Consider the following 20,573-nt stretch of genomic DNA (forward strand, 5'->3'; position numbering starts at 1 on the left):
AGTTGCATGACGGAGCCGACCGATGCCCGACCAGAGATCGATCCGCTGCTGAAGATGCTGCTCGATGCCGTGCCGATGACGTTCAAGGCGTCCGACGGCGTCGAAGTGGCCCGCGCCCAGCTCGCCGCGCTGAAGGCGCCACCCGAGTTGCTGCCGGACCTGCGCATCGAGGACCGGACGGTGGGATACGGCGAACACGCCGACATCCCGGTGCGGATCTACTGGCCGCCCACCGCAGCGGTGGACAACCTGCCGGTGGTCGTCTTCTATCACGGTGGCGGGTGGGCACTGGGCGACCTGGACACCCACGACCACGTGGCGAGGGCCCATGCCGTGGGCGCGGAGGCCATCGTGGTGTCGGTGGACTACCGGCTTGCCCCGGAGCACCCGCACCCGGCCGCAGTCGAGGACAGTTGGGCCGCCCTGCGCTGGGTCGGCGAGAACGCCGCCGAGCTGGGTGGTGACCCGAGCCGGATCGCCGTGGCCGGCGACTCGGCCGGCGGGAATCTTTCCGCGATCATGGCGCACTTGGCCCGCGACCACGGCGGACCGTCGGTGGTCTTCCAACTGCTGTGGTACCCGTCGTGCATCGGCGATCGGACGCTGCCCTCGTTCAGCGAGAACGCCAACGCGCACATCCTCGACGACGACGTGATCGACGCATTCCTGAGCTGGTACGTCCCGCACCTCGACGTCAGCGACCACACCACGCTGCCAACCAACCTGGCTCCCGGCAACGGCGTGCTGGCCGGCCTGCCGCCGGCGTTCATCGGCACGGCCCATCACGATCCGTTGCGTGACGACGGCGCCTTATATGCCGAATTGCTCAGCGCTGCAGGCGTTCCGGTGGAATTGGTCAACGAGCCGAACATGGTGCACGGCTACGTCAGCTTCGGGCTGGTGGTGCCGGCGGCCGCCGAGGCGACCAACCGCGGCCTGGCCGCGCTGAAGAAGGCCTTGTACCCCTGAGATTCGCTCTCTGGCAATGTCTTTCGCGCATTTCACGGAATTGGCACTCTAACGCGGTGGTGACAATACGATATCCCGATCGGGCTTGACGCTACCTGTCGGGAGGTACGCAATGTCGTTTGTGATCGCTGCGCCGGAGTGGGTGGCTGCGGCAGCTTCGGACCTGGCGAATATCGGGTCGACGCTCAGCGCGGCCAATGCCGCCGCAGCGTTTCCCACCAGCACCGTGCTGGCCGCTGGCGCCGACGAGGTGTCCGTGCTCATCGCGGCCATGTTCGGCGGTCACGCGCAGGCGTATCAAGCGTTGAGCGTGCAGGCATCGGCCTTCCACGCCCAGTTCGTCGAGTTGATGACCGGCGGTGCGGGCGCCTATGCGGCCGCCGAAGCCTCCAACGTCGAGCAGACGCTGCTCAACGCCATCAACACCCCCACTCAGTTGCTGCTCGGTCGGCCGCTGATCGGCAACGGCGCCGACGGCGCCACACCCGGGGCGGCCGGCGGGGCGGGCGGGCTGCTGTACGGCAATGGCGGCAACGGAGCGGCCGGAGTGTTTGGCGGGGTGGCCGGCGGCCCGGGCGGGTCTGCCGGTCTGATCGGCAATGGTGGCGCCGGCGGGGTCGGTGGCGCCGGGGCGGCGGGCGGTACCGGGGGCAATGGGGGGTGGCTGTACGGCAACGGCGGCGCCGGCGGGACGGGCGGTACAGGCATCGTCTCCACCGGTATCGGTCGTGCCGGTGGACTCGGAGGAGCCGGCGGCATGGCCGGTTTGTTCGGTGACGGGGGCGCCGGCGGGGCGGGCGGTGCGGGCGGCGGCGGCCCCGACGCCGGTTTCGGTGGTGCCGGTGCGGCTGGCGGTGCGGGTGGTATGGCGTTCTTCGGCAATGGTGGCGCCGGCGGATCGGGCGGCACCGGGGGTGCCGGCTCGCTCGGCGCCGCCGCTGGCGGCGCGGGGGGCACTGGCGGCGCGGTTCAGTTGGTCGGTCACGGTGGCGCCGGCGGCAACGGCGGCACCGAAGTCGGCGGCGGCAGTAGCGGCGGCGGCGCAGGTGGTGCGGGTGGTTCCGTCGGCCTCCTCGGCGATGGTGGGGCAGGTGGCGCCGGTGGAACCGGCGTGTCCAGCGACGCGGGCGGCGGCGGCAATGGGGGCATCGGCGGGTTGCTGGGAGGCAACGGAGGGGCCGGCGGAATTGGCGGCGAGACGGACTACAGTGCCGGCGGTGCCGGCGGGTCCGGCGGCGCAGCCCGGCTGTTCGGCAATGGCGGTGCTGGCGGCGCAGGCGGCTTCGGGCCTCGGGCCGGCGGAAACGGCGGCGCGGGTGGCACCGCCGGGCAGTTCGGAGACGGTGGGTCTGGTGGGAACGCCGGAGATGGAACGGGCTCACGGGGCCTCGGCGGAATCGGCGGGGTCGGCGGTTCGGCCAACCTGTTCGGCAACGGTGGGGTCGGCGGTGCCGGCGGAACCAGCGGCTTTGAGCCCCTTGCCTTTGCCGGTCTCAAGGGCGGCGCAGGCGGCGCGGGTGGATCCGCCGGCCTAATCGGTGCTGGTGGGGCAGGCGGCGCCGGGGGTGCCGGAGGAGATGCCAGCGCATTCCTCAACGCTGACGGAGGTGCCGGTGGGCCGGGCGGAACTGGCGGCGCCGCAAAACTGCTGGGCACTGGCGGCAACGGCGGGAACGGCGGGTCCGGTGGGGCTGCCGGTGGGGGTGGCGCCCCCGGAGCTGGCGGAACCGCCGGCAACGGCGGCACTCGGGGCCTGCTGCTCGGCGCGGGCGGCGCCACCGGTCTGCCCGGCGCACCGGGCTGAACAATTCAGCGCGAATATCCGCTGGGCGCAACGCCATACCAGCGCTTGAACGCGTGCGAGAAGGTCGAGACTTCGGTGTAACCCAGCCGCCTGGACACCTCGTCGACGGTCAGCCCCACATTGCACAGCAAATCGACCGCCACCGCCGAGCGCGCCTCGTTGAGCAGGTCACGAAAGGACGTGCCCTCCTCGGCCAGCCGGCGCCGCAGCGTCCGCGGATGCATGTCGAGCCCGGCGGCGATGTCGGAAAGCGTTGGGAATGAACCGGAGTCGCGAAACAGTTTGGTGCGCACCAATGCGGTAATGCCGCGTCGCTGCTCGTTGCGCTGCATCAGCACGTCGCATTGCGCAATACACATCTCCAAGGTGTGCCGGTCGGCCTGCGGCAGTGGCTCGTCGAACATGGCGCGCGGGAAGTGCAGCCGGTTGTGGGCGCGGCCGAACGCGACGTCGTGCACGGGGATCACCCCGAGCAGCGGACGCAGCAGTTCCTCGTCGATGGCCAGTTCGGCCGACACCTGTTCCGCGTATTTCTCGGCCACCGATATCGCGAAGCTCATTGTCGTGGTGAGTATTCCGGCGATGTCGCGTTCGATGAAAAAGGTGCGGACATCGTCAGGGAGGTGGCTGGCGTCCAGTTCGATCAGGCAGTCGTCGGCGGTTTCGAGGAAGGTGATGCCGATATGCATGGTGGTCAGGGCGAAGTAGCGCATCGCGATACCGAGTAGTTCGCGCAGGGTGCCGCAGGACATCACCGCGAACCCGAACAAGCCGAAGTGGGTAAGCGTGAACCGGCTCCCCACGTCGATGCCCAGGCCGGTTGCGTCGGGCAGTCGGCTCAGCACCCGGCGAACCACCGTGATTTCATCCAGCCCACTGACCACGGCGTCGGGATCGTCCAGGTCCGCCGGGCCGATCGCCGTGCCCGCCAGGACGTCGGCGGTCGGGACTCCCCGCTCGCGGGCGACCTCGCACAGCACCCGGGTCGGATACACCGGATGCCGTACCTCGGCCGGCGGTGGCAAGTGCTGCATGTGTCCCAAAATCCCAACTCTGTGTCCCATAGTCCCATTACGGGTCGCGGTCACCGTCCCTAGGGTGGGGACCATGGCCACCCTCACCGCCGAACGGCCCCTGCGCGGCCCGGCCAGAAGACTGAGCACCTGGACGATGACCCGGGAGGCACTCACCATCGGATTCGACGCCGGCGACGGGTTCCTGGGCCGGTTGCGCGGCAGCGATATCACCAGGTTCCGTTGTGGTGGAAGGCGATTCGTTGCGCTCAGCCATCCCGACTACGTCGACCATGTGCTGCACGAGGCCCGGCTGAAGTACGTCAAGTCCAACGAGTACGCGCCGATCAAGGCTGCCGCCGGCATCAATCTGCTGACCGACGAGGGCGACTCGTGGGCCGGTCACCGCGGTGTGCTGAACCCGACGTTCGCCCGCCGCCACCTCAACGAACTCGTCGACCTGATGATCGACCCGATCGCCGACGTCACCGCAGCGCTGCCCGTCGGCGCACCGTTCGACATGCACGAGATCATGGTCGAAACGACGTTACGGGTGGTGGCCAACGCCTTGTTCAGCCAGGACTTCGGGCCGCTGATCGAGAGCATGAACGATCTCGCCACCCGCGGATTGCGCCGGGCCGAGAAGCTGGAGCGCCTGGGGCTGTGGGGACTGATGCCGCAGCCGGTTTACGACGCCCTGGTGTGGCGCACCTATTCGGGTGTACACCTGCCTCCGCCGTTACGTGAGGTCCAGGAGATCACCCTCGAACTCGACCGCGCTGTGAATGCGGTGATCGACCAGCGGTTGGCGGCGCCGACCGAATCCGCCGACCTGCTCAACGTGCTGTTGCGGGCCGACGGCGGCACGTGGCCACGACAGCGCGTCCGTGACGAGGCGCTGACGTTCATGCTGGCCGGTCATGAGACCACCGCCAACGCCATGTCCTGGTTCTGGCATCTGATGACGCTCAACCCGGCAGCCCGCGACCGGATGATCGCCGAGGTCGACGACGTGCTGGGCACGCGCCGCCCGGTCGCCGCGGATCTGGGCAACCTCCCGTGGACTACCGCATGCTTGCAGGAGGCGCAGCGCTATTTCTCCGCGGTGTGGATCATCGCGCGTGAGGCCGTCGAGGACGACGTGATCGACGGGCACCACATCCGCCGGGGCACCACCGTCGTCATCCCGATCCATCACATTCACCACGACCCGCGGTGGTGGCCCGACCCGGAAACGTTCGACCCGAACAGGTTTCTTGATACCGTCCGGGCTCGCCCCCGGTCGGCCTACTTGCCGTTCGGCGGCGGCCGGCGCATCTGCATCGGGCAGAGCTTCGCGCTGATGGAGATGGTGCTGATCGCCGCGATCATGAGCCAGCGGTTCACTATGGCCACCGCACCTGGCCATCCGGTCGAACTCGAAGCAACATTGACACTGCGCCCCAAATACGGGGTCCACCTCATCGCGGAGAGCCGTTCATGACAATCACGCCTGACCACCAAGTCCTGATCGTCGGCGCCGGGTTCTCCGGCATCGGCGCCGCCATCAAGCTCGATGAGGCGGGATTCTCCGACTACCAGATCGTCGAGGCCGGCGACGGCGTCGGCGGCACCTGGTACTGGAACACCTACCCGGGGATTGCCGTCGACATCCCATCGTTCTCCTACCAGTTCTCGTTCGAGCAGAGCCCGGACTGGTCGCGCACCTACGCGCCCGGGCGCGAACTACGCGCCTACGCCGAGCACTGCGTCGACAAGTACCGCATTCGCTCCCGAATCCGGTTCAACACCAAGGTGATTGCCGCCGAGTTCGACGAACAACACAATCTGTGGCGGGTCCAGACCGACCCGGGCGGTGAAATCACCGCGCGCTACATCATCAGCGCCAGCGGCGTCCTGACGGTGCCCAAGCTGCCCGACATCGACGGAGTCGACTCGTTCGACGGCATCACCATGCACACCGCGCGCTGGGATCACAGCCAGGACTTGACCGGCAAGCGCGTCGGGATCATCGGCACCGGCGCCTCGGCCGTCCAGATCATTCCGGAGATCGCACCCGTCGTCTCGAACCTGACCGTTTTCCAGCGCACACCGATCTGGTGCTTCCCCAAGTTCGATGTCCCGCTGCCCGCCGCGGCGCGCTGGGCAATGCGGATTCCCGGCGGCAAAGCGGTGCAGCGGGCACTCAGCCAGGCTTTCGTCGAAGCGACATTCCCGATCTCGGCGCACTACTTCAAGGTGTTCCCGCTGGCCAAGTGGACGGCGGCGGCGGGACGGCGGTACCTGCGTCAGGAGGTCGACGACCCCGAGGTTCGTGCGCAACTCACGCCGCAATATGCGGTCGGATGCAAACGGCCGGGTTTCCACAACACGTACCTGTCCACCTTCAACCGCGACAACGTGCAGCTGGTCACCACCCCTATCGACAAGATCACCCCGTCGTCGGTCGCCACCGACGACGGCACGCATTTCGACGTCGACGTGCTGATCCTGGCCACCGGGTTCAAGGTGCTCGACAGCGACGACGTGCTGACCTACGCCGTGTCCGGCGTCGGCGGGCAGTCGTTGAGCCGGTTCTGGGACGAGCACCGCACGCAGGCCTACGAGGGCGTCAGCGTTCCGGGTTTCCCGAACTTCTTCGCCGTGTTCGGGCCCTACGGTTACGTCGGCTCGTCGTACTTCGCGCTGATCGAGACCCAGACGCATCACATCCTGCGTTGTTTGAAGCGGGCGCGCGCCAAGGGTTCGACGCGGGTGGAGGTCACCGCGGAGGCCAACGACCGCTACTTCGCCGAGATGATGCGCAAGCGCTACCGTCAGGTGTTCTGGCAGGACAGCTGCCGGCTGGCCAACAGCTACTACTTCGACAAGAACGGCGACGTACCGCTGCGGCCCACGACGACCGTCGAGGCACACTGGCGGAGTAGGCATTTCGATCTGGACGACTACCGATACACGGGATAGCCCGCGCCGCTCTCGCGACACTGAACCTGCGCACATGACACGCGGTGCGAGGTGTACCTGGTTTATGTTTCGACGAGGCCGTCGGCTGCCAGCGGCCTGCCGCTAGGCTTTGGCCATGGCGAAAGTGTTCTCCCATATCGACGACTCGCTGCGGGCATTCATCGACGAACAGGCGATGTTCTTCGTCGCCACCGCTCCGTCTGAGGGTGGCCGAATCAATCTGTCGCCCAAGGGATACGCCGATACCTTCGCGGTGCTCGACGACCACACGGTCGCCTATCTGGACCTGTTCGGCAGCGGCGTGGAGACCATCGCACACCTGCGGGACAACGGCCGCATCACGCTGATGTTCTGCTCGTTCACCCGCAACTCACGCATTCTGCGGCTGTTCGGCACCGGGCGGGTGCTGCGCCCGGACGACGACGAATTCGCTCGCGTGCGAAGCCATTTCGGGGAACTGCGGCCGGGCATTCGGGCGGCCATTGTCGTCGACGTGGAACGGATCGCGGACGCGTGCGGGTTCGCGGTGCCCTACTACGAGCTCGTCGATGACCGGCCGGTGCTCGACAACTATCACGGCAAGCAGCCGCTCGAGGCCTACGCCGGCACGATCGGGCGCAATCAGCACAGCATCGATGGCCTGGCCGGGCTGGAACCGGACCACCCGCTACCGCCCCGTTAGTTGCCCAGCAGACGCAAACTCGCACGAACCCTAGGGGGTTTCGTGCGAGTTTGCGACTGCTCGCGGTGAAACGCTAGATCGCGCGCTTGAGGTCGTCGACCTTGTTCAGCTGCTCCCACGGCAACTCGATGTCGGTCCGCCCGAAGTGCCCGTACGCGGCGGTCGGCGCGTAAATGGGGCGCAGCAGGTCCAGGTCGCGGATGATCGCGCCGGGCCGCAGGTCGAACACCTCCGGAATGATCTTCTCGATCTTGACCGGGTCGACCGCCTCGGTGCCAAAGGTCTCGATGAACAGCCCCACCGGGGCGGCCTTGCCGATGGCGTAGGCCACCTGCACCTCGACGCGCTCCGCGAGCCCGGCGGCGACGACGTTCTTGGCCACCCAGCGCATCGCGTACGCAGCCGAGCGGTCCACCTTCGACGGGTCCTTGCCGGAGAACGCCCCACCACCGTGCCGGGCCCAGCCGCCGTAGGTGTCGACGATGATCTTGCGGCCGGTCAGGCCGGCGTCGCCCATCGGGCCGCCGAGGACGAACTTGCCGGTCGGGTTCACCAGCACGCGTGTCGACGACGAGTCCAGGGTTTCGTGGGCCAGTTCCTCGAGCACGGTCTGCAGCACGTGCCGGCGGATGTCTGGGTCCAGCGTGTTCTCCAGGTCGATGCCGTCGGCGTGCTGGGTGGAGACGACGACGGTGTCCAGCCGCACCGGGACATTGTCCTCGTAGGCGATGGTGACCTGGGTCTTGCCGTCCGGCCGCAGATAGTCCAGCGTGCCGTTCTTGCGAACCTCGGTCAGCTTCCGCGACAGCCGGTGCGCCAGCGCGATCGGCAGCGGCATCAGCTCCGGGGTGTCGTTGATCGCATAGCCGAACATCAGGCCCTGGTCGCCGGCGCCCTGGGAGTCCAGCGGGTCCGCCGCGCCCTCGACGCGTGCCTCGTGGGCGGTGTCAACGCCCTGGGCGATGTCCGGCGACTGCGCGCCGATCCCGATGTTGACCCCGCACGACGCGCCGTCGAAGCCCTTGTCCGACGAGTCGTAGCCGATGTCGAGGATGCGGGCGCGCACCGTGTTGGTGATGTCGGCGAACGCCTCCTTCGCCGAGGTCGTCACCTCCCCCACCACGTGCACCTGCCCGGTGGTCACCAGCGTCTCGACCGCCACACGTGAGCGCGGGTCGCCCGCCAGCAGCGCGTCGAGGACCGAGTCACTGATCGCGTCACAGATCTTGTCTGGATGCCCCTCGGTCACCGACTCGCTGGTAAATAGCCGACCCTTCTCGCTCACCCTGGTACGTCCTTCCAGTCCATGCCCGCCCAACGGTTAGTTAGGCGAATTATTTTCCGATGCCTTCAAGCAAACCGGACCTGACGGCCCGTCTGCAAATTCTCGGGGCTTCCCGACGGGCCACGCTGCCCGGCACACGTTATCTGTCTGAGGCCCCGTCCCCATGCAAGTCCCCGTGCAGGAACGTGGCGATCGCATCAACGATACGACTCGCCATCAGCGTCTTGGACCCGTGCTGCAGCGCCGATTCGGTTCCATCGGCAGCCAGCAGCCAGCCGTCGTTGCTGTCCACCTCGAACGCCCTGCCGTCACCGACCGCGTTGACGACCAGCAGGTCGCACCCCTTGCGCCGGAGTTTGGCGCGGGCGTGGAACAGCACGTCGCCGTTGGCGTCACCGGTCTCGGCCGCGAACCCGACGATCGCCCGCATATTGGGCAGCTGACCGTGTGAGCGGGCCTGCACCGCGCCGGCCAGCACGTCGTCGTTGCGAACCAGCTCGATGGTCGGGGGGCCCTGGTCACTCTTTTTGATCTTTGCGGTGGCAACCTGGGTCGGCCGGAAATCGGCCACCGCCGCCGCCATCACCAGCACGTTGGCCTCCGGGGCGTGCTTGGACACCGCACTGCCGAGCTGTTCGGCGGAGCTGACGTGCACCACGTTCACCCCGGCCGGATCGATGAGCCCCGCGGTGTGCCCGGCGATGAGCGTGACCTCGGCGCCACGCTGTGCGGCCACCCGCGCGACGGCATAACCCTGCTTGCCGGAGCTGCGGTTGCCGATGAAGCGCACCGGGTCGATCGCCTCGCGGGTACCGCCGGCCGTCACCAGCATCTTGCAGCCCGCCAGGTCATACGGCAGCGCATCATGGCGCTCCAGCAACAGGTGGGCCAGCGTGGTGATCTCCTCGGCCTCGGGCAGGCGGCCCGCGCCGCTGTCCGAGCCGGTGAGACGACCCGAGGCGGGTTCCAGCACCACCGCGCCGCGGCGCCGCAAAGTCGCGACGTTGTCGACGGTGGCGGGGTGCAACCACATTTCGGTGTGCATGGCCGGTGCGAACATCACCGGACAGCGGGCGGTGAGCAGTGTTCCGGTCAGCAGGTCGTCAGCGCGGCCGGCGACCGCCCGGGCCAGCAGATCCGCGGTCGCCGGAGCGACGACCACCAGATCGGCCTGCTGGCCGAGCCGGACGTGCGGCACTTGGGGGACGTCCTGGAAGACACCGGTGCGCACCGGCTCGCCCGACAGCGCCTCGAAAGTGGCGGCTCCGACGAAGTTCAGCGCGGAGTCGGTGGGGATGACCCGGACGCGGTGGCCGGCTTCAGCGAGCTGACGGACGACAGTGCAGGCCTTGTAGGCCGCGATACCGCCGGATACGCCGACGATGACGCGCTTGCTGCGCTCACTGTCCACGGCGCGCCAGACCCTGTTACTCGCCCTCGGTGTGTTCGAGCAGGTCGGCGTGGATTTCGCGCATCGCGATCGAAAGCGGCTTCTCCTGCAAACCGGGCTCGACCAACGGGCCGACGTACTCGAGGATGCCTTCGCCGAGCTGGTTGTAGTAGTCGTTGATCTGGCGGGCCCGCTTGGCCGCGTAGATCACCAGCGCGTACTTGCTCGAGACGCGGTCCAGCAACTCGTCGATGGGCGGGTTGGTGATGCCCAGCGGGGTGTCGTAGGCGCCCGCCACACCGGCCGACGAATCGAACTGATCTGCGGCTGCGACGGCGGCCAACGACGTGTCGGACTGCGGAATGGTCACGTAAAAAATCTCCTGGCGCTCGGACGTTCGTAGTGCGTTCAAAGGTTTTGAACGGTTGAAAAAATCGATTGTGAAATTTCGGGGACCCGCTAAACGGAGTCAGGGACGGTTCCCACCAGCAAGGATACCAATTCGGCGCACGCAGACTCTAATCGACTGTTCACCACCACCACGTCGAAGTCGCCTTGTGCAGCCAATTCGATGCGGGCGGTGTCCAGCCGGCGCTCGATGACGTCGGGTGTTTCGGTGCCCCGGCCGATCAGCCGGGCTTCCAGATCCGCCCAGCTGGGCGGGGCCAGAAACACGGTGAGGGCTTCCGGCATTGCCTGCTTGACCGCGCGGGCCCCGGCCAGATCGACCTCGATCAGTACCGGAAAACCGGCCGCCGTAGCGGCACGCACCGGTGCGGCCAGAGTGCCCGAGCGGTGCAATCCCCCGTGGATTTCCGCCCATTCCAGCAGTTCGCCCTGATCAATGAGCTGCTGGAATCGGGCGGGGCTGACGAAGTGATAGTCGACGCCGTCGACCTCCCCCGGCCTTGGTGCTCGCGTCGTGGCCGAGACGCTGAAGTGCAGGTTCGGTATCTGCTCGCGCAGACACCGGACCACCGTCGACTTGCCGACCGCGGAGGGACCGGACAGTACGACTGTTCTCCCAACAGGCGTCGTACCTTCCGGTCCCTCGCCGGCGCTCACCGGCGCTCCTGGGTCGGGGGCCCGACTAGGAGCCGAACTTTTCCAGCAGAGCCTTGCGCTGGCGGTCACCCAGACCGCGCAGGCGACGGGTCGGCGCGATCTCGAGCTCGGTCATGATCTCCTGCGCCTTGACCTTGCCCACCTTCGGCAACGCTTCCAGCAGCGCAGAGACCTTCATCTTGCCGAGAACTTCGTCGCTCTCGGCGTCCTTGAGCACCTGGGTGAGGTTGGTGCCGCCACGCTTGAGCCGATCCTTGAGCTCAGCTCGTGCTCGACGTGCGGCAGCAGCCTTCTCCAACGCGGCAGCGCGCTGCTCGTCGGTCAACTGGGGAAGGGCCACGATTCCTCCGTCTCTCGTCGATAACTATCGATCGTTTCTTGTCTTGGCCGGGTACTCCAGCCAGCGCAGACGACCGTACCCACGCTTCCTGACGAAATCTAACCCGACCCCCCGGTTTCCGGGTCATTTGTCCAGCGTGGCGAGGCAGGGAGGCACCTGACGCGCCCGCGCGGCGATCCACCCAGCAACGTCGGCGAACGGTCCTGAAACGGCGCGCGACGGGTGCCCACGGCGCCGCTGCGATCCCGAAAAAGCGCCTTCACCTGCGAATTATTGGTTTCCGGCGAGGCCCGCCGGTCGACCGGGAGCTCCCGAGGTGGCGACGGCAGCAGACACCCGCAGGTCACAGTGCCGCGGATCACGCATTTGCGCGGCGCGTCGCGCGTGTCGCGCCGTCAGCTCCCGTTCAGGTAGCCGACAGCGTCGAGCATGCGTTCACCGGCGGCACGCAACTCGGCCACGCCGGGCCCGGCCCTCAGCACCTCGCGCGACACCGCGGGCCACAGCTGGCTCAACGGCGCCCCGCCCAGGCCGGCCAGCGCCTCGGCACGCCCGCCCTGGGCCCCCACGCCGGGCACCAGCACCGGGCCGCCCAGTTCGCTCAGATCGGGGGCCTGCAGCACCGTGGCGCCGACGACCACGCCCACGGAACCCGGGCTGGCCCCCTTATTAGCCGACGCCACGTGGTCCACGATCAGCTGCGCCACCGTGCGTCCACCGGCATCGGCGCGCTGCACCGTCGGGCCCTCGGGGTTGGAGGTTGCCGCCAGGACGAACACTCCGCGGTCGTGTGCCGCGGCGACTTCCAGCAACGGCCGCAGCGAGCCGAACCCCAGATAGGGCGACGCCGTCACCGCGTCGGCGGCCAGCGGCGAGTCGCCGGCCCATGCAGTCGCATAGGCCGCCATGGTCGACCCGATGTCGCCGCGCTTGGCGTCGGCCAGCACCAGCACACCGTTGGAACGCAGCGCGGCGGTGGTGCGCTCGAGCACCGCGAAACCGGCCGACCCGTACGCCTCGAAGAACGCGACTTGGGGCTTCACCATCGCGAAGCCCGCGTAGGCCTCGACGCAGACGTCGCAGAACGCGGCGAGGCCCTCGGCAGTGACCGGCAGCTCCCAGGCCCGTAACAGCTCGGGATGCGGGTCGATGCCCAGGCACAGCGGTCCGCGACTCGACCGCGCCTGCGCCAGCCGCGCCCCGAAACCGGTCACCTTCTGGTACCGATGGCGCGATGCAGTTCCTGCAGTGATTGCACGTCGATGTCGCCGCGGATCCCGGCTTCGATCCCCTGCACGGCGGCCGAGGCGCCCTGCACCGTGGTGATGCAGGGAATGTTGACGGCCACCGCCACCGACCGGATCTCATAGCCGTCCACCCGGGGACCCGAGTTGCCGTAGGGCGTGTTGATCACCATGTCGACCTCACCGGCCCGGATGGCGTCGACCGCCGACATCGCCGGACGGCCTTCCTGCGGCGCCTCGAAGTGCTTTCGCACCTCGTCGCAGGGAATCCCGTTGCGCCGCAGCATCTCTGCCGTCCCCTCGGTGGCCAGCACCCGAAAGCCCAAGTCCGCCAGCCGTTTCACCGGAAAAACCAGGGATCGCTTGTCCCGGTTGGCAACCGAGACGAATACCGTGCCCTGGGCGGGCAATGAGCCGTAGGCGGCCGTCTGGCTCTTGGCGAAGGCGCTGCCGAAGTCCCGGTCGATGCCCATCACCTCGCCGGTGGACTTCATCTCCGGGCCGAGCAGCGAGTCGATCGCGGCACCGTCGGCGCGCCGGAACCGGTGGAATGGCAGCACCGCTTCCTTGACCGCGATCGGGGCGTCCGGCGGAACACTCGCGCCGTCTCCGGACTCGGCCAGCAATCCCTCTTCACGAAGCTTAGAAATGCTGGCGCCCAACATGACTCGTGCGCAGGCTTTGGCCAGCGGGATCGCGGTGGCCTTGGACACGAAGGGAACGGTACGGCTCGCTCTCGGATTGGCTTCCAGCACGTAGAGCACGTCGTCCTTGAGTGCGTACTGCACGTTGAGCAGGCCGACCACACCGATACCGTGCGCGATGGCCTCGGTGGCCTTGCGCACCTTCTCGATATCGCTGCGGCCCAGCGTCACCGGCGGGAGCGCGCACGCCGAGTCCCCGGAGTGGATTCCGGCCTCCTCGATGTGCTCCATGATGCCGCCGATGTAGACCTCGGTGCCGTCGCACAGCGCGTCGACGTCGATCTCGACCGCGTCCTCGAGGAAGCGGTCGACGAGCACCGGATGTTCCGGGGACAGTTCGGTGGCCCGGGTGATGTAGCCCTTGAGGGTCTCCTCGTCGTAGACGATCTCCATGCCGCGACCGCCGAGCACGTAGGAGGGCCGCACCAGCACCGGGTATCCGATGTCGGCGGCGATGCGGCGGGCCTGCTCGAATGTGGTTGCCGTGCCGTACTTGGGCGCGGGCAGACCGGCCGAGTTCAGCACGTCACCGAAGGCGCCGCGGTCCTCGGCCAGGTCGATAGCTTCCGGCGGGGTGCCGACGATGGGCACCCCGGCATCAGCGAGCCGTTGCGCCAGACCGAGAGGGGTCTGGCCGCCCAGCTGCACGATGACCCCGACCACGCCCGGTCCGCCGGTGCCGGACTGTTCCTCGGCGTGGTAGACCTCGAGCACGTCCTCGAACGTCAGCGGCTCGAAGTACAACCGGTCGGCGGTGTCGTAGTCGGTGGACACCGTCTCCGGGTTGCAGTTGACCATCACCGTCTCAAAACCGGCCTGGCTCAACGTGGTTGCCGCGTGCACGCAGCTGTAGTCGAACTCGATGCCCTGTCCGATGCGGTTGGGCCCGGAACCCAGAATCAGCACCTTGGGCCGCTCGGTCTGCGGGGCCACCTCGGTCTCGGCGGCGGGGTCGAGTTCGTAGCTGCTGTAGTGATACGGCGTCCTGGCTTCGAACTCGGCCGCACAGGTGTCCACCGTTTTGTAGACGGGGTGGATGCCCAGCCGCTCACGTAGCGACCGCACCCCGTTCTCGCCCGCCAATTCCGGCCGCAGAGCCGCGATCTGGCGGTCGGACAACCCGCAATGCTTGGCGTGGCGCAGCAGCTCGGCATCGAGGACGGGGGCGTCGACGAGTTCGGCTCGCAGCGCCACCAGTTCGTCGATCTGGGCGACGAACCACGGGTCGACGCCGCTGGCCTGGGCTACCTGTTCCACCGACCCGCCCAGCCGCAGCGCCAGTTCGATGTCGTAGAGCCTGCCCTCGGTGGGAGTCTGCAGCCGGGTCAGCACGTCGTCGAGTTGACCTTCGGCGTCCGGTTTCGTCCAGAATCCCGCGCGGGTGGTTTCCAGCGAGCGCATCACCTTGCCGAGCGCCTCGACGAAGTTGCGGCCCAACGACATCGCCTCACCGACCGACTTCATGGTGGTGGTCAGCGTGTCGTCGGCACCGGGGAACTTCTCGAAGGCGAAGCGCGGCGCCTTGACCACGACGTAGTCGAGCGTCGGCTCGAAGCAGGCCGGGGTTTCCTTGGTGATGTCGTTGACGATCTCGTCGAGGGTGTAGCCGATGGCCAGTTTGGCGGCGATCTTGGCGATCGGGAATCCGGTGGCCTTGGACGCCAGCGCGCTCGATCGCGAGACCCGCGGGTTCATCTCGATGACGATGAGCCGGCCGTCTTTGGGGTTGACCGCGAACTGGATGTTGCAGCCGCCGGTGTCGACGCCGACTTCGCGCAGAATCGCGATGCCCAGATCCCGCATCCGCTGGTATTCGCGGTCGGTCAGCGTCATCGCGGGCGCCACGGTGACCGAGTCACCGGTGTGCACACCCATGGGGTCCACGTTCTCGATCGAGCACACCACCACCACGTTGTCGTGGCCGTCGCGCATCAGCTCGAGTTCGAATTCCTTCCAGCCGTAGATCGATTCCTCGATGAGCACGTTGGCGCTGGGGCTGGCGGCCAGCCCGGCGCCGGCCATCCGGTCGACCTCCTCGACCGACCGCGCCATGCCCGAACCCAGCCCACCCATGGTGAAACTGGGCCGCACCACGACCGGCAGACCGACCTCCTCGACCGTCTCACGCACTTCTTCCATCGTGAAACAGACTCGGCTGCGGGCAGATTCGCCACCGACCTTGGCGACGATGTCCTTGAACTTCTGCCGGTCCTCGCCGCGCTGAATGGCGTCGAAGTCGGCGCCGATGAGTTCGATCCCGTAGCGCTCCAGCGCCCCGTTCTCGTAGAGCGCGACCGCGGTGTTCAGGGCGGTCTGGCCGCCCAGGGTGGCCAACAGTGCGTCGATCTTGTTGCCACGCTCGGCCTGCTGGGCCATCACCCGCTCGACGAATGCGGGCGTGATGGGCTCGACATAGGTGTGATCGGCGAACTCCGGGTCCGTCATGATGGTTGCCGGGTTGGAGTTCACCAGGCTGACCTGCAGCCCCTCGGCTCGCAACACCCGGCAGGCCTGGGTGCCGGAGTAGTCGAACTCGCAGGCCTGGCCGATGACGATCGGCCCGGAGCCGATCACCAGCACGTGGTTGAGGTCAGTGCGGCGCGGCACTAGCGGTTCCCTTCCATGAGGTCGATGAACTGGTCGAACAGGTATTCCGCATCGTGCGGTCCGGCCGCGGCCTCCGGGTGGTACTGCACCGAAAAGGCGCGCCCGTCAACGAGTCTGACTCCTTCGACCACCCCGTCGTTGGCACAGGTATGACTGACCTGCGCCGCGCCGAACGGGGTGTCGAACGTCTGGCCGGCCTCCCCCTCCAGTGCGAAGCCGTGATTCTGGGAGGTCACGGCGACCCGGCCGGTGGCATGGTCGATGACCGGGATGTTGATGCCCCGGTGGCCGAACACCATCTTGTAGGTCGACAAGCCGAGCGCGCGGCCCAGGATCTGGTTCCCGAAACAGATTCCGAACAGCGGTATCCCGGCACTCAGCACCTCGCGGGTGAGCGCGACGGTGTGGTCGGCGGTGGCCGGGTCGCCCGGCCCGTTCGACAGGAACACCCCGTCCGGCTTGATCGCGGCGATCTGGTCGAAGGTTGCCGAACTCGGCAGCACATGGCTGCGGATGCCGCGGCGGGCGAAGTTGCGCGGCGTGTTGGTCTTGATGCCGAGGTCGAGCGCGGCCACGGTGAAGCGCTGTGGGACTTCGGGTTCGACGATGTATGTCTCCGGTGTGCTGACCTCGCCGGCCAGGTCGGCGCCCAGCATCGGCTGCTGTCCGCGGACGCGTTCGACCAGCTGCTCGGGGTCGGCCAGCGCCGCGCCCGAGAAGACACCCGCCTTCATCGAGCCGCGGCTGCGCAGATGGCGCACCACCGCCCGGGTGTCGATTCCGGCGATGCCGACGATGCGCTGGCGGACCAGTTCGGCCTCCAGCGTGCTGGTGGCGCGCCAGTTGGAGGCGCGCGGCGACGGGTCGCGCACCGCATAGCCGGCCACCCAGATCTTGTCGCCGCGACTTTCGGCGTCCTCGTCGTTCCACCCGGTGTTGCCGATCTGCGGGGCGGTGGCCACCACGATCTGACGGTGGTAGCTGGGGTCGGTCAGGGTTTCCTGGTAGCCCGACATGCCGGTGCTGAACACGGCTTCGCCCAGCGTCTGGCCGATCGCCCCGAATGTGGTGCCGGTGAAGACGCGGCCGTCTTCGAGCACCAGCAGAGCTTTACTCATCTGCGCCACTCCTCACGCGGCATCCTCCTCTATCCAGTGCACGTACTCGTCCCGGTTGTCCGCCCGGAACCCGGTGTCGATCTCGGTGCCCGACGGCAGGCGCCAGCGGATCGCCAGGATCCCGTTGCGGGCCGCGACCTTTCCGGCGACTCCGCGCTCGGTGCGGATAGCCGTGATGGACTCCGCCGGAATCCAAATGGGTTGCGCACGAATGCGTTCCACCAGAACGCCCTCGGGGTAGCGGATCAGAAACGCCTTACTCCGGTAACCCAGATCACCCACCGCGACCCGGTCGTTCCAGGCCGGCGACAACGTAGTGCCGACATACAGGCCCTGGGTGGTGACCGCCGGGGCGCCGACCGCGTCGGGCAGGCGGGGCAGCTCGCCGATCAGCTCGACCTGGGCTTCGGCCCGTCGCCGCCAGCCTCGCATCATCAGCTGGATCGCCACCGCCAGCACCACCACCAGCACCGCCGCGAAAATCAGCGAACCCACCAGGGTGCCTGAATTCATGCGGGACTCTTCCCGTCCCGGGCGGTGATCTTGCCGCGCAGCATTGTCGCCGTCACCGTGGCCGGCAGCGTCATCGACTCGTAGGGAGTGTTGTCCGAGCGGCTGGCCAGGTCGGAGCCGGCGACGGTCCAGCTGCCCTCGGGATCGACGACGGTCAGATTCGCCGGCTCGCCCACTTCGAGGGGACGGCCGTGGTCAGGCAGTCCGACGATGCGCGCCGGATTCTCACTCATCACCCGCGCGACATCGCGCCAGGTGAGCAATCCGGGCTGCACCATCGTCTGCACCACCACCGACAGCGCGGTCTGCAGCCCCAGCATGCCCGGGCGGGCGGCGGCGAACTCCACACACTTCTCGTGTTCGGCGTGCGGCGCGTGATCGGTCGCCACACAATCGATGACCCCTTCGGCCAGCGCCTGGCGAAGCGCCTGCGCGTCGGAGGCCTCACGCAGCGGCGGGTTGACCCGGTTACGCCCGTCGTAGCTGACCAGCCGGGCGTCATCGAGCAGCAGGTGGTGCGGTGTGACCTCAGCGGTGATCGAAATGCCTTGTTCCTTGGCCCATTTCACGATCTCCACGGTGCCCGCGGTGGAAGCGTGGCAGATGTGCACCCGGGCGCCGGCATCACGGGCCAGCAGGGCGTCGCGGGCCACGATGGATTCCTCGGCGGCCCTGGGCCATCCGGCGAGTCCGAGGCGGGCGGCGGTAGGCCCTTCGTGCGCGACCGCGCCGACGGTGAGCCGGGGTTCCTCGGCGTGCTGGGCGATCAGCAGGCCCAGGCCGGTGGCGTATTCCAGCGCCCGGCGCATCACCAGCGGATCGTGCACGCAGATGCCGTCATCGGAGAACATCCGCACCTGCGCGGCGCCGGCGTGCATCATGCCCATCTCGGTCAGCTCGACGCCGGCCAATCCGACGGTGACCGCACCGACGGGATGGACGTCGACCAGGCCGATCTGGCGACCGCGGTGCCACACATGGTCGGTCACCACCGGGCTGTCGGCCACCGGGTTGGTGTTCGCCATCGCGAACACCGCGGTGTAACCGCCCAGAGCCGCTGCCGCCGAACCGGTTTCGATGTCTTCGGCGTATTCCCGGCCGGGTTCACGCAGGTGGGTGTGCAGGTCGACGAAGCCGGGCAACAGCACCTGGCCGGTGGCGTCGATGACATCTGCAGTGTCGGGAATGTCGAGCCCGGCACCGATGTCCGCGATCTGACCGTCATCGACCAGGACGTCGACCGGGTCTCCTTCGCCGTACAACCGGACACCCCGGATCAGCACACTCATGCCGCGACTTCCTCCGCCCCGACCAGCACGTGGAACAGCACCGCCATCCGCACGTGCACTCCGTTGGAAACCTGTTGCAGCACAGCGGATTGCGACGAGTCAGCCACCGACGACGAGATCTCCATGCCGCGCAGCATCGGCCCCGGGTGCAGCACCACGGCGTGATCGGGCAGCAGCGCCTGGCGCCGGGCGGACAAACCGTAGAGCGTCGAGTACTCCCGCACCGACGGGAAGAAGCCGCCGTTCATCCGCTCGGCCTGCACCCGCAGCATCAGGACTGCGTCCGCGGCGGGAAGTTCGGCGTCGAAGTCGTTGGAGACGGTGACCGGCCACCCCTCGACGCCGCGCGGCAGCAGCGTCGGCGGAGCCACCAGCACGACCTCGGCGCCCAGCGTGTCCAGCAGCATCACATTGGAACGCGCGACCCGGCTGTGCAGGATGTCGCCGACGATCACGATGCGCCGCCCCTCGATCCCGCCGAGGCGCTGGCGGATGGTCAACGCGTCCAGCAACGCCTGGGTGGGGTGCTCGTGCGTGCCGTCCCCGGCGTTGATCACCGATGGAGACCCATCGGCGACGCGGGTCCAGTCGGCGAGCAGGTGCGCGGCCCCCGATGCGGGGTGCCGGATGATCAGCGCGTCGGCGCCGGCGGCCCGCAGCGTGAGCGCGGTGTCGCGCAGCGACTCTCCTTTGCCCACAGACGATCCGGATGCGCTGACGTTGACCACGTCGGCGCTCATCCACTTGCCGGCCACCTCGAACGACACCCGCGTGCGGGTGGAGTTCTCGTAGAACATCGTGACCACGGTGCGGCCGCGCAGCGTCGGCAGCTTCTTGACGTCCCTGCCGACCAGCGCCTGGGCGAAGCGGTCGGCGTCGTCGAGGATCGCGGTGGCTTCGTCGCGGCTCAGGTCGCCCGCGGCCAGCAGATGTCTTGGGGTCATCGGGTGATCACCACGCCGTCTCGTCCGTCGTCTTCCTTGAGTTGCACGTGCACGCTTTCGTTACGTGAGGTGGGCACGTTCTTGCCGACGTAGTCGGCACGTATCGGTAGTTCGCGGTGGCCGCGGTCGACCAGTACGGCCAGCTGCACGGCCCGCGGCCGGCCCACGTCACGCAGCGCGTCAAGAGCGGAGCGGGTGGAGCGTCCGGAGTACAGCACGTCGTCGACGAGGATCACCAGCGCGTCGTCGATGCCGCCGGCCGGGATCGAGGTGGCTTCCAGCGGACGCGGCGGTTTGATCATCAGGTCGTCGCGGTAGAGCGTGATGTCCAGCGAGCCGTGGCCGACGTCCACGCCGCTGTATTCGGCGATGTTGGCGGCCAGGCGGCTGGCCAGCGTCACTCCGCGTGTCGGAATCCCGAGCAGCACCACCCGGTTGGAATCAGGATTGTCCAGCGCGGTCTTTTCGATGATCTGGTGCGCCATACGGGAAATGGTGCGACCGACATCGGCCGCTGACATCAATTCCCGCGGATCGTTAGCACCCATGCGAGATCTTGACCTCCTTCTCCGCCTCTCCGGACGGATCGTTAAAGGATGTCGACTTGCGGGGGCAGCCTAACACGGTCTGACCCCGGGTACG

The 20,573-nt window shown here is 67.9% G+C and carries 18 protein-coding genes; 5 read left to right on the plus strand and 13 right to left on the minus strand.

Annotated features, from left to right (window positions below):
• The first annotated feature begins 6 nt into the window (after positions 1-6).
• Both QXK92_RS07410 and QXK92_RS07415 read left to right on the plus strand, forming a co-directional pair.
• Positions 7-969 carry an alpha/beta hydrolase gene (locus QXK92_RS07410; protein WP_306241030.1) on the plus strand — a complete coding sequence of 321 codons (963 nt, stop codon included), beginning with the start codon at positions 7-9 and terminating at the stop codon, positions 967-969.
• 112 nt (positions 970-1,081) lie between these two features.
• Complete coding sequence (locus QXK92_RS07415) at positions 1,082-2,773, plus strand: PE family protein (RefSeq protein ID WP_306241031.1); 1,692 nt, start codon at positions 1,082-1,084, stop codon at positions 2,771-2,773.
• A gap of 5 nt (positions 2,774-2,778) precedes the next feature.
• On the opposite strand, the gene QXK92_RS07420 is transcribed toward QXK92_RS07415, so the two are convergent.
• Complete coding sequence (locus QXK92_RS07420) at positions 2,779-3,807, minus strand: AraC family transcriptional regulator (RefSeq protein WP_306241032.1); 1,029 nt, start codon at positions 3,805-3,807, stop codon at positions 2,779-2,781.
• Between the two features lie 73 nt (positions 3,808-3,880).
• On the opposite strand from QXK92_RS07420, the gene QXK92_RS07425 reads away from it, so the two are divergent.
• From QXK92_RS07425 to QXK92_RS07435, 3 genes are all read left to right on the plus strand, one after another.
• Positions 3,881-5,269, plus strand: a complete 1,389-nt coding sequence (locus QXK92_RS07425) for a cytochrome P450 (protein WP_306241033.1) — start codon at positions 3,881-3,883, stop codon at positions 5,267-5,269.
• Positions 5,266-6,750 (plus strand): flavin-containing monooxygenase, encoded by a 1,485-nt coding sequence (locus QXK92_RS07430; protein WP_371934144.1) that lies wholly within the window; start codon positions 5,266-5,268, stop codon positions 6,748-6,750. The genes QXK92_RS07425 and QXK92_RS07430 overlap by 4 nt, the downstream gene beginning before the upstream one ends.
• A gap of 115 nt (positions 6,751-6,865) precedes the next feature.
• Entirely contained in the window at positions 6,866-7,432 is a 567-nt protein-coding gene (locus tag QXK92_RS07435) for a pyridoxamine 5'-phosphate oxidase family protein (RefSeq protein WP_306241034.1), read from the plus strand.
• A gap of 73 nt (positions 7,433-7,505) precedes the next feature.
• Here QXK92_RS07435 and metK read toward each other — a convergent pair whose 3' ends face one another.
• The 12 genes from metK to pyrR all read right to left on the minus strand — a co-directional run bounded on the left by metK (position 7,506) and on the right by pyrR (position 20,479).
• The gene (gene metK / locus QXK92_RS07440; RefSeq protein ID WP_306241035.1) at positions 7,506-8,717 is read right to left on the minus strand and encodes a methionine adenosyltransferase; all 1,212 of its coding nucleotides are present in this window, start codon (positions 8,715-8,717) and stop codon (positions 7,506-7,508) included.
• A 139-nt stretch (positions 8,718-8,856) separates the two neighbouring features.
• The gene (gene coaBC / locus QXK92_RS07445; RefSeq protein WP_306241036.1) at positions 8,857-10,128 is read right to left on the minus strand and encodes a bifunctional phosphopantothenoylcysteine decarboxylase/phosphopantothenate--cysteine ligase CoaBC; all 1,272 of its coding nucleotides are present in this window, start codon (positions 10,126-10,128) and stop codon (positions 8,857-8,859) included.
• A 16-nt stretch (positions 10,129-10,144) separates the two neighbouring features.
• The gene (rpoZ, locus tag QXK92_RS07450) at positions 10,145-10,477 is read right to left on the minus strand and encodes a DNA-directed RNA polymerase subunit omega (RefSeq protein ID WP_306241037.1); all 333 of its coding nucleotides are present in this window, start codon (positions 10,475-10,477) and stop codon (positions 10,145-10,147) included.
• Positions 10,478-10,566: 89 nt separating this feature from the next.
• Positions 10,567-11,172, minus strand: a complete 606-nt coding sequence (gmk, locus tag QXK92_RS07455) for a guanylate kinase (protein WP_306241038.1) — start codon at positions 11,170-11,172, stop codon at positions 10,567-10,569.
• A 25-nt stretch (positions 11,173-11,197) separates the two neighbouring features.
• A complete protein-coding gene (gene mihF, locus QXK92_RS07460) occupies positions 11,198-11,512 on the minus strand; it encodes an integration host factor, actinobacterial type (protein ID WP_036355303.1) in 315 nt (104 codons plus the stop codon).
• Between the two features lie 395 nt (positions 11,513-11,907).
• Entirely contained in the window at positions 11,908-12,726 is an 819-nt protein-coding gene (gene pyrF, locus QXK92_RS07465) for an orotidine-5'-phosphate decarboxylase (RefSeq protein ID WP_306241039.1), read from the minus strand.
• The gene (gene carB / locus QXK92_RS07470) at positions 12,723-16,067 is read right to left on the minus strand and encodes a carbamoyl-phosphate synthase large subunit (protein ID WP_306241040.1); all 3,345 of its coding nucleotides are present in this window, start codon (positions 16,065-16,067) and stop codon (positions 12,723-12,725) included. The genes pyrF and carB overlap by 4 nt, the downstream gene beginning before the upstream one ends.
• Complete coding sequence (gene carA / locus QXK92_RS07475) at positions 16,067-17,185, minus strand: glutamine-hydrolyzing carbamoyl-phosphate synthase small subunit (RefSeq protein WP_306241041.1); 1,119 nt, start codon at positions 17,183-17,185, stop codon at positions 16,067-16,069. Before carA ends, carB begins: the two co-directional genes overlap by 1 nt.
• A 12-nt stretch (positions 17,186-17,197) precedes the next feature.
• Positions 17,198-17,698 (minus strand): transporter, encoded by a 501-nt coding sequence (locus QXK92_RS07480; RefSeq protein WP_306241042.1) that lies wholly within the window; start codon positions 17,696-17,698, stop codon positions 17,198-17,200.
• Complete coding sequence (locus QXK92_RS07485; RefSeq protein WP_306241043.1) at positions 17,695-18,987, minus strand: dihydroorotase; 1,293 nt, start codon at positions 18,985-18,987, stop codon at positions 17,695-17,697. Before QXK92_RS07485 ends, QXK92_RS07480 begins: the two co-directional genes overlap by 4 nt.
• Positions 18,984-19,931, minus strand: a complete 948-nt coding sequence (locus tag QXK92_RS07490; protein WP_306241044.1) for an aspartate carbamoyltransferase catalytic subunit — start codon at positions 19,929-19,931, stop codon at positions 18,984-18,986. Before QXK92_RS07490 ends, QXK92_RS07485 begins: the two co-directional genes overlap by 4 nt.
• A complete protein-coding gene (gene pyrR, locus QXK92_RS07495) occupies positions 19,928-20,479 on the minus strand; it encodes a bifunctional pyr operon transcriptional regulator/uracil phosphoribosyltransferase PyrR (RefSeq protein ID WP_306241045.1) in 552 nt (183 codons plus the stop codon). Before pyrR ends, QXK92_RS07490 begins: the two co-directional genes overlap by 4 nt.
• Between the last annotated feature and the right edge of the window lie 94 nt (positions 20,480-20,573).

Origin of the sequence: Mycobacterium sp. TY815 (assembly GCF_030755135.1) — a bacterium.
In the GTDB taxonomy this organism is placed as follows: domain Bacteria; phylum Actinomycetota; class Actinomycetes; order Mycobacteriales; family Mycobacteriaceae; genus Mycobacterium.

What these genes read in the sequence shown, in the direction of transcription:
- QXK92_RS07410 (WP_306241030.1), top strand. Translation starts at nt 7, where the DNA reads ATGACGGAGCCGACCGATGCCCGACCAGAGATCGATCCGCTGCTGAAG.
- QXK92_RS07415 (WP_306241031.1), top strand. Translation starts at nt 1,082, where the DNA reads ATGTCGTTTGTGATCGCTGCGCCGGAGTGGGTGGCTGCGGCAGCTTCG.
- QXK92_RS07420 (WP_306241032.1), bottom strand. Translation starts at nt 3,807, where the DNA reads ATGCAGCACTTGCCACCGCCGGCCGAGGTACGGCATCCGGTGTATCCG.
- QXK92_RS07425 (WP_306241033.1), top strand. Translation starts at nt 3,881, where the DNA reads ATGGCCACCCTCACCGCCGAACGGCCCCTGCGCGGCCCGGCCAGAAGA.
- QXK92_RS07430 (WP_371934144.1), top strand. Translation starts at nt 5,266, where the DNA reads ATGACAATCACGCCTGACCACCAAGTCCTGATCGTCGGCGCCGGGTTC.
- QXK92_RS07435 (WP_306241034.1), top strand. Translation starts at nt 6,866, where the DNA reads ATGGCGAAAGTGTTCTCCCATATCGACGACTCGCTGCGGGCATTCATC.
- carA (WP_306241041.1), bottom strand. Translation starts at nt 17,185, where the DNA reads ATGAGTAAAGCTCTGCTGGTGCTCGAAGACGGCCGCGTCTTCACCGGC.
- QXK92_RS07480 (WP_306241042.1), bottom strand. Translation starts at nt 17,698, where the DNA reads ATGAATTCAGGCACCCTGGTGGGTTCGCTGATTTTCGCGGCGGTGCTG.
- QXK92_RS07485 (WP_306241043.1), bottom strand. Translation starts at nt 18,987, where the DNA reads ATGAGTGTGCTGATCCGGGGTGTCCGGTTGTACGGCGAAGGAGACCCG.
- QXK92_RS07490 (WP_306241044.1), bottom strand. Translation starts at nt 19,931, where the DNA reads ATGACCCCAAGACATCTGCTGGCCGCGGGCGACCTGAGCCGCGACGAA.
- pyrR (WP_306241045.1), bottom strand. Translation starts at nt 20,479, where the DNA reads ATGGGTGCTAACGATCCGCGGGAATTGATGTCAGCGGCCGATGTCGGT.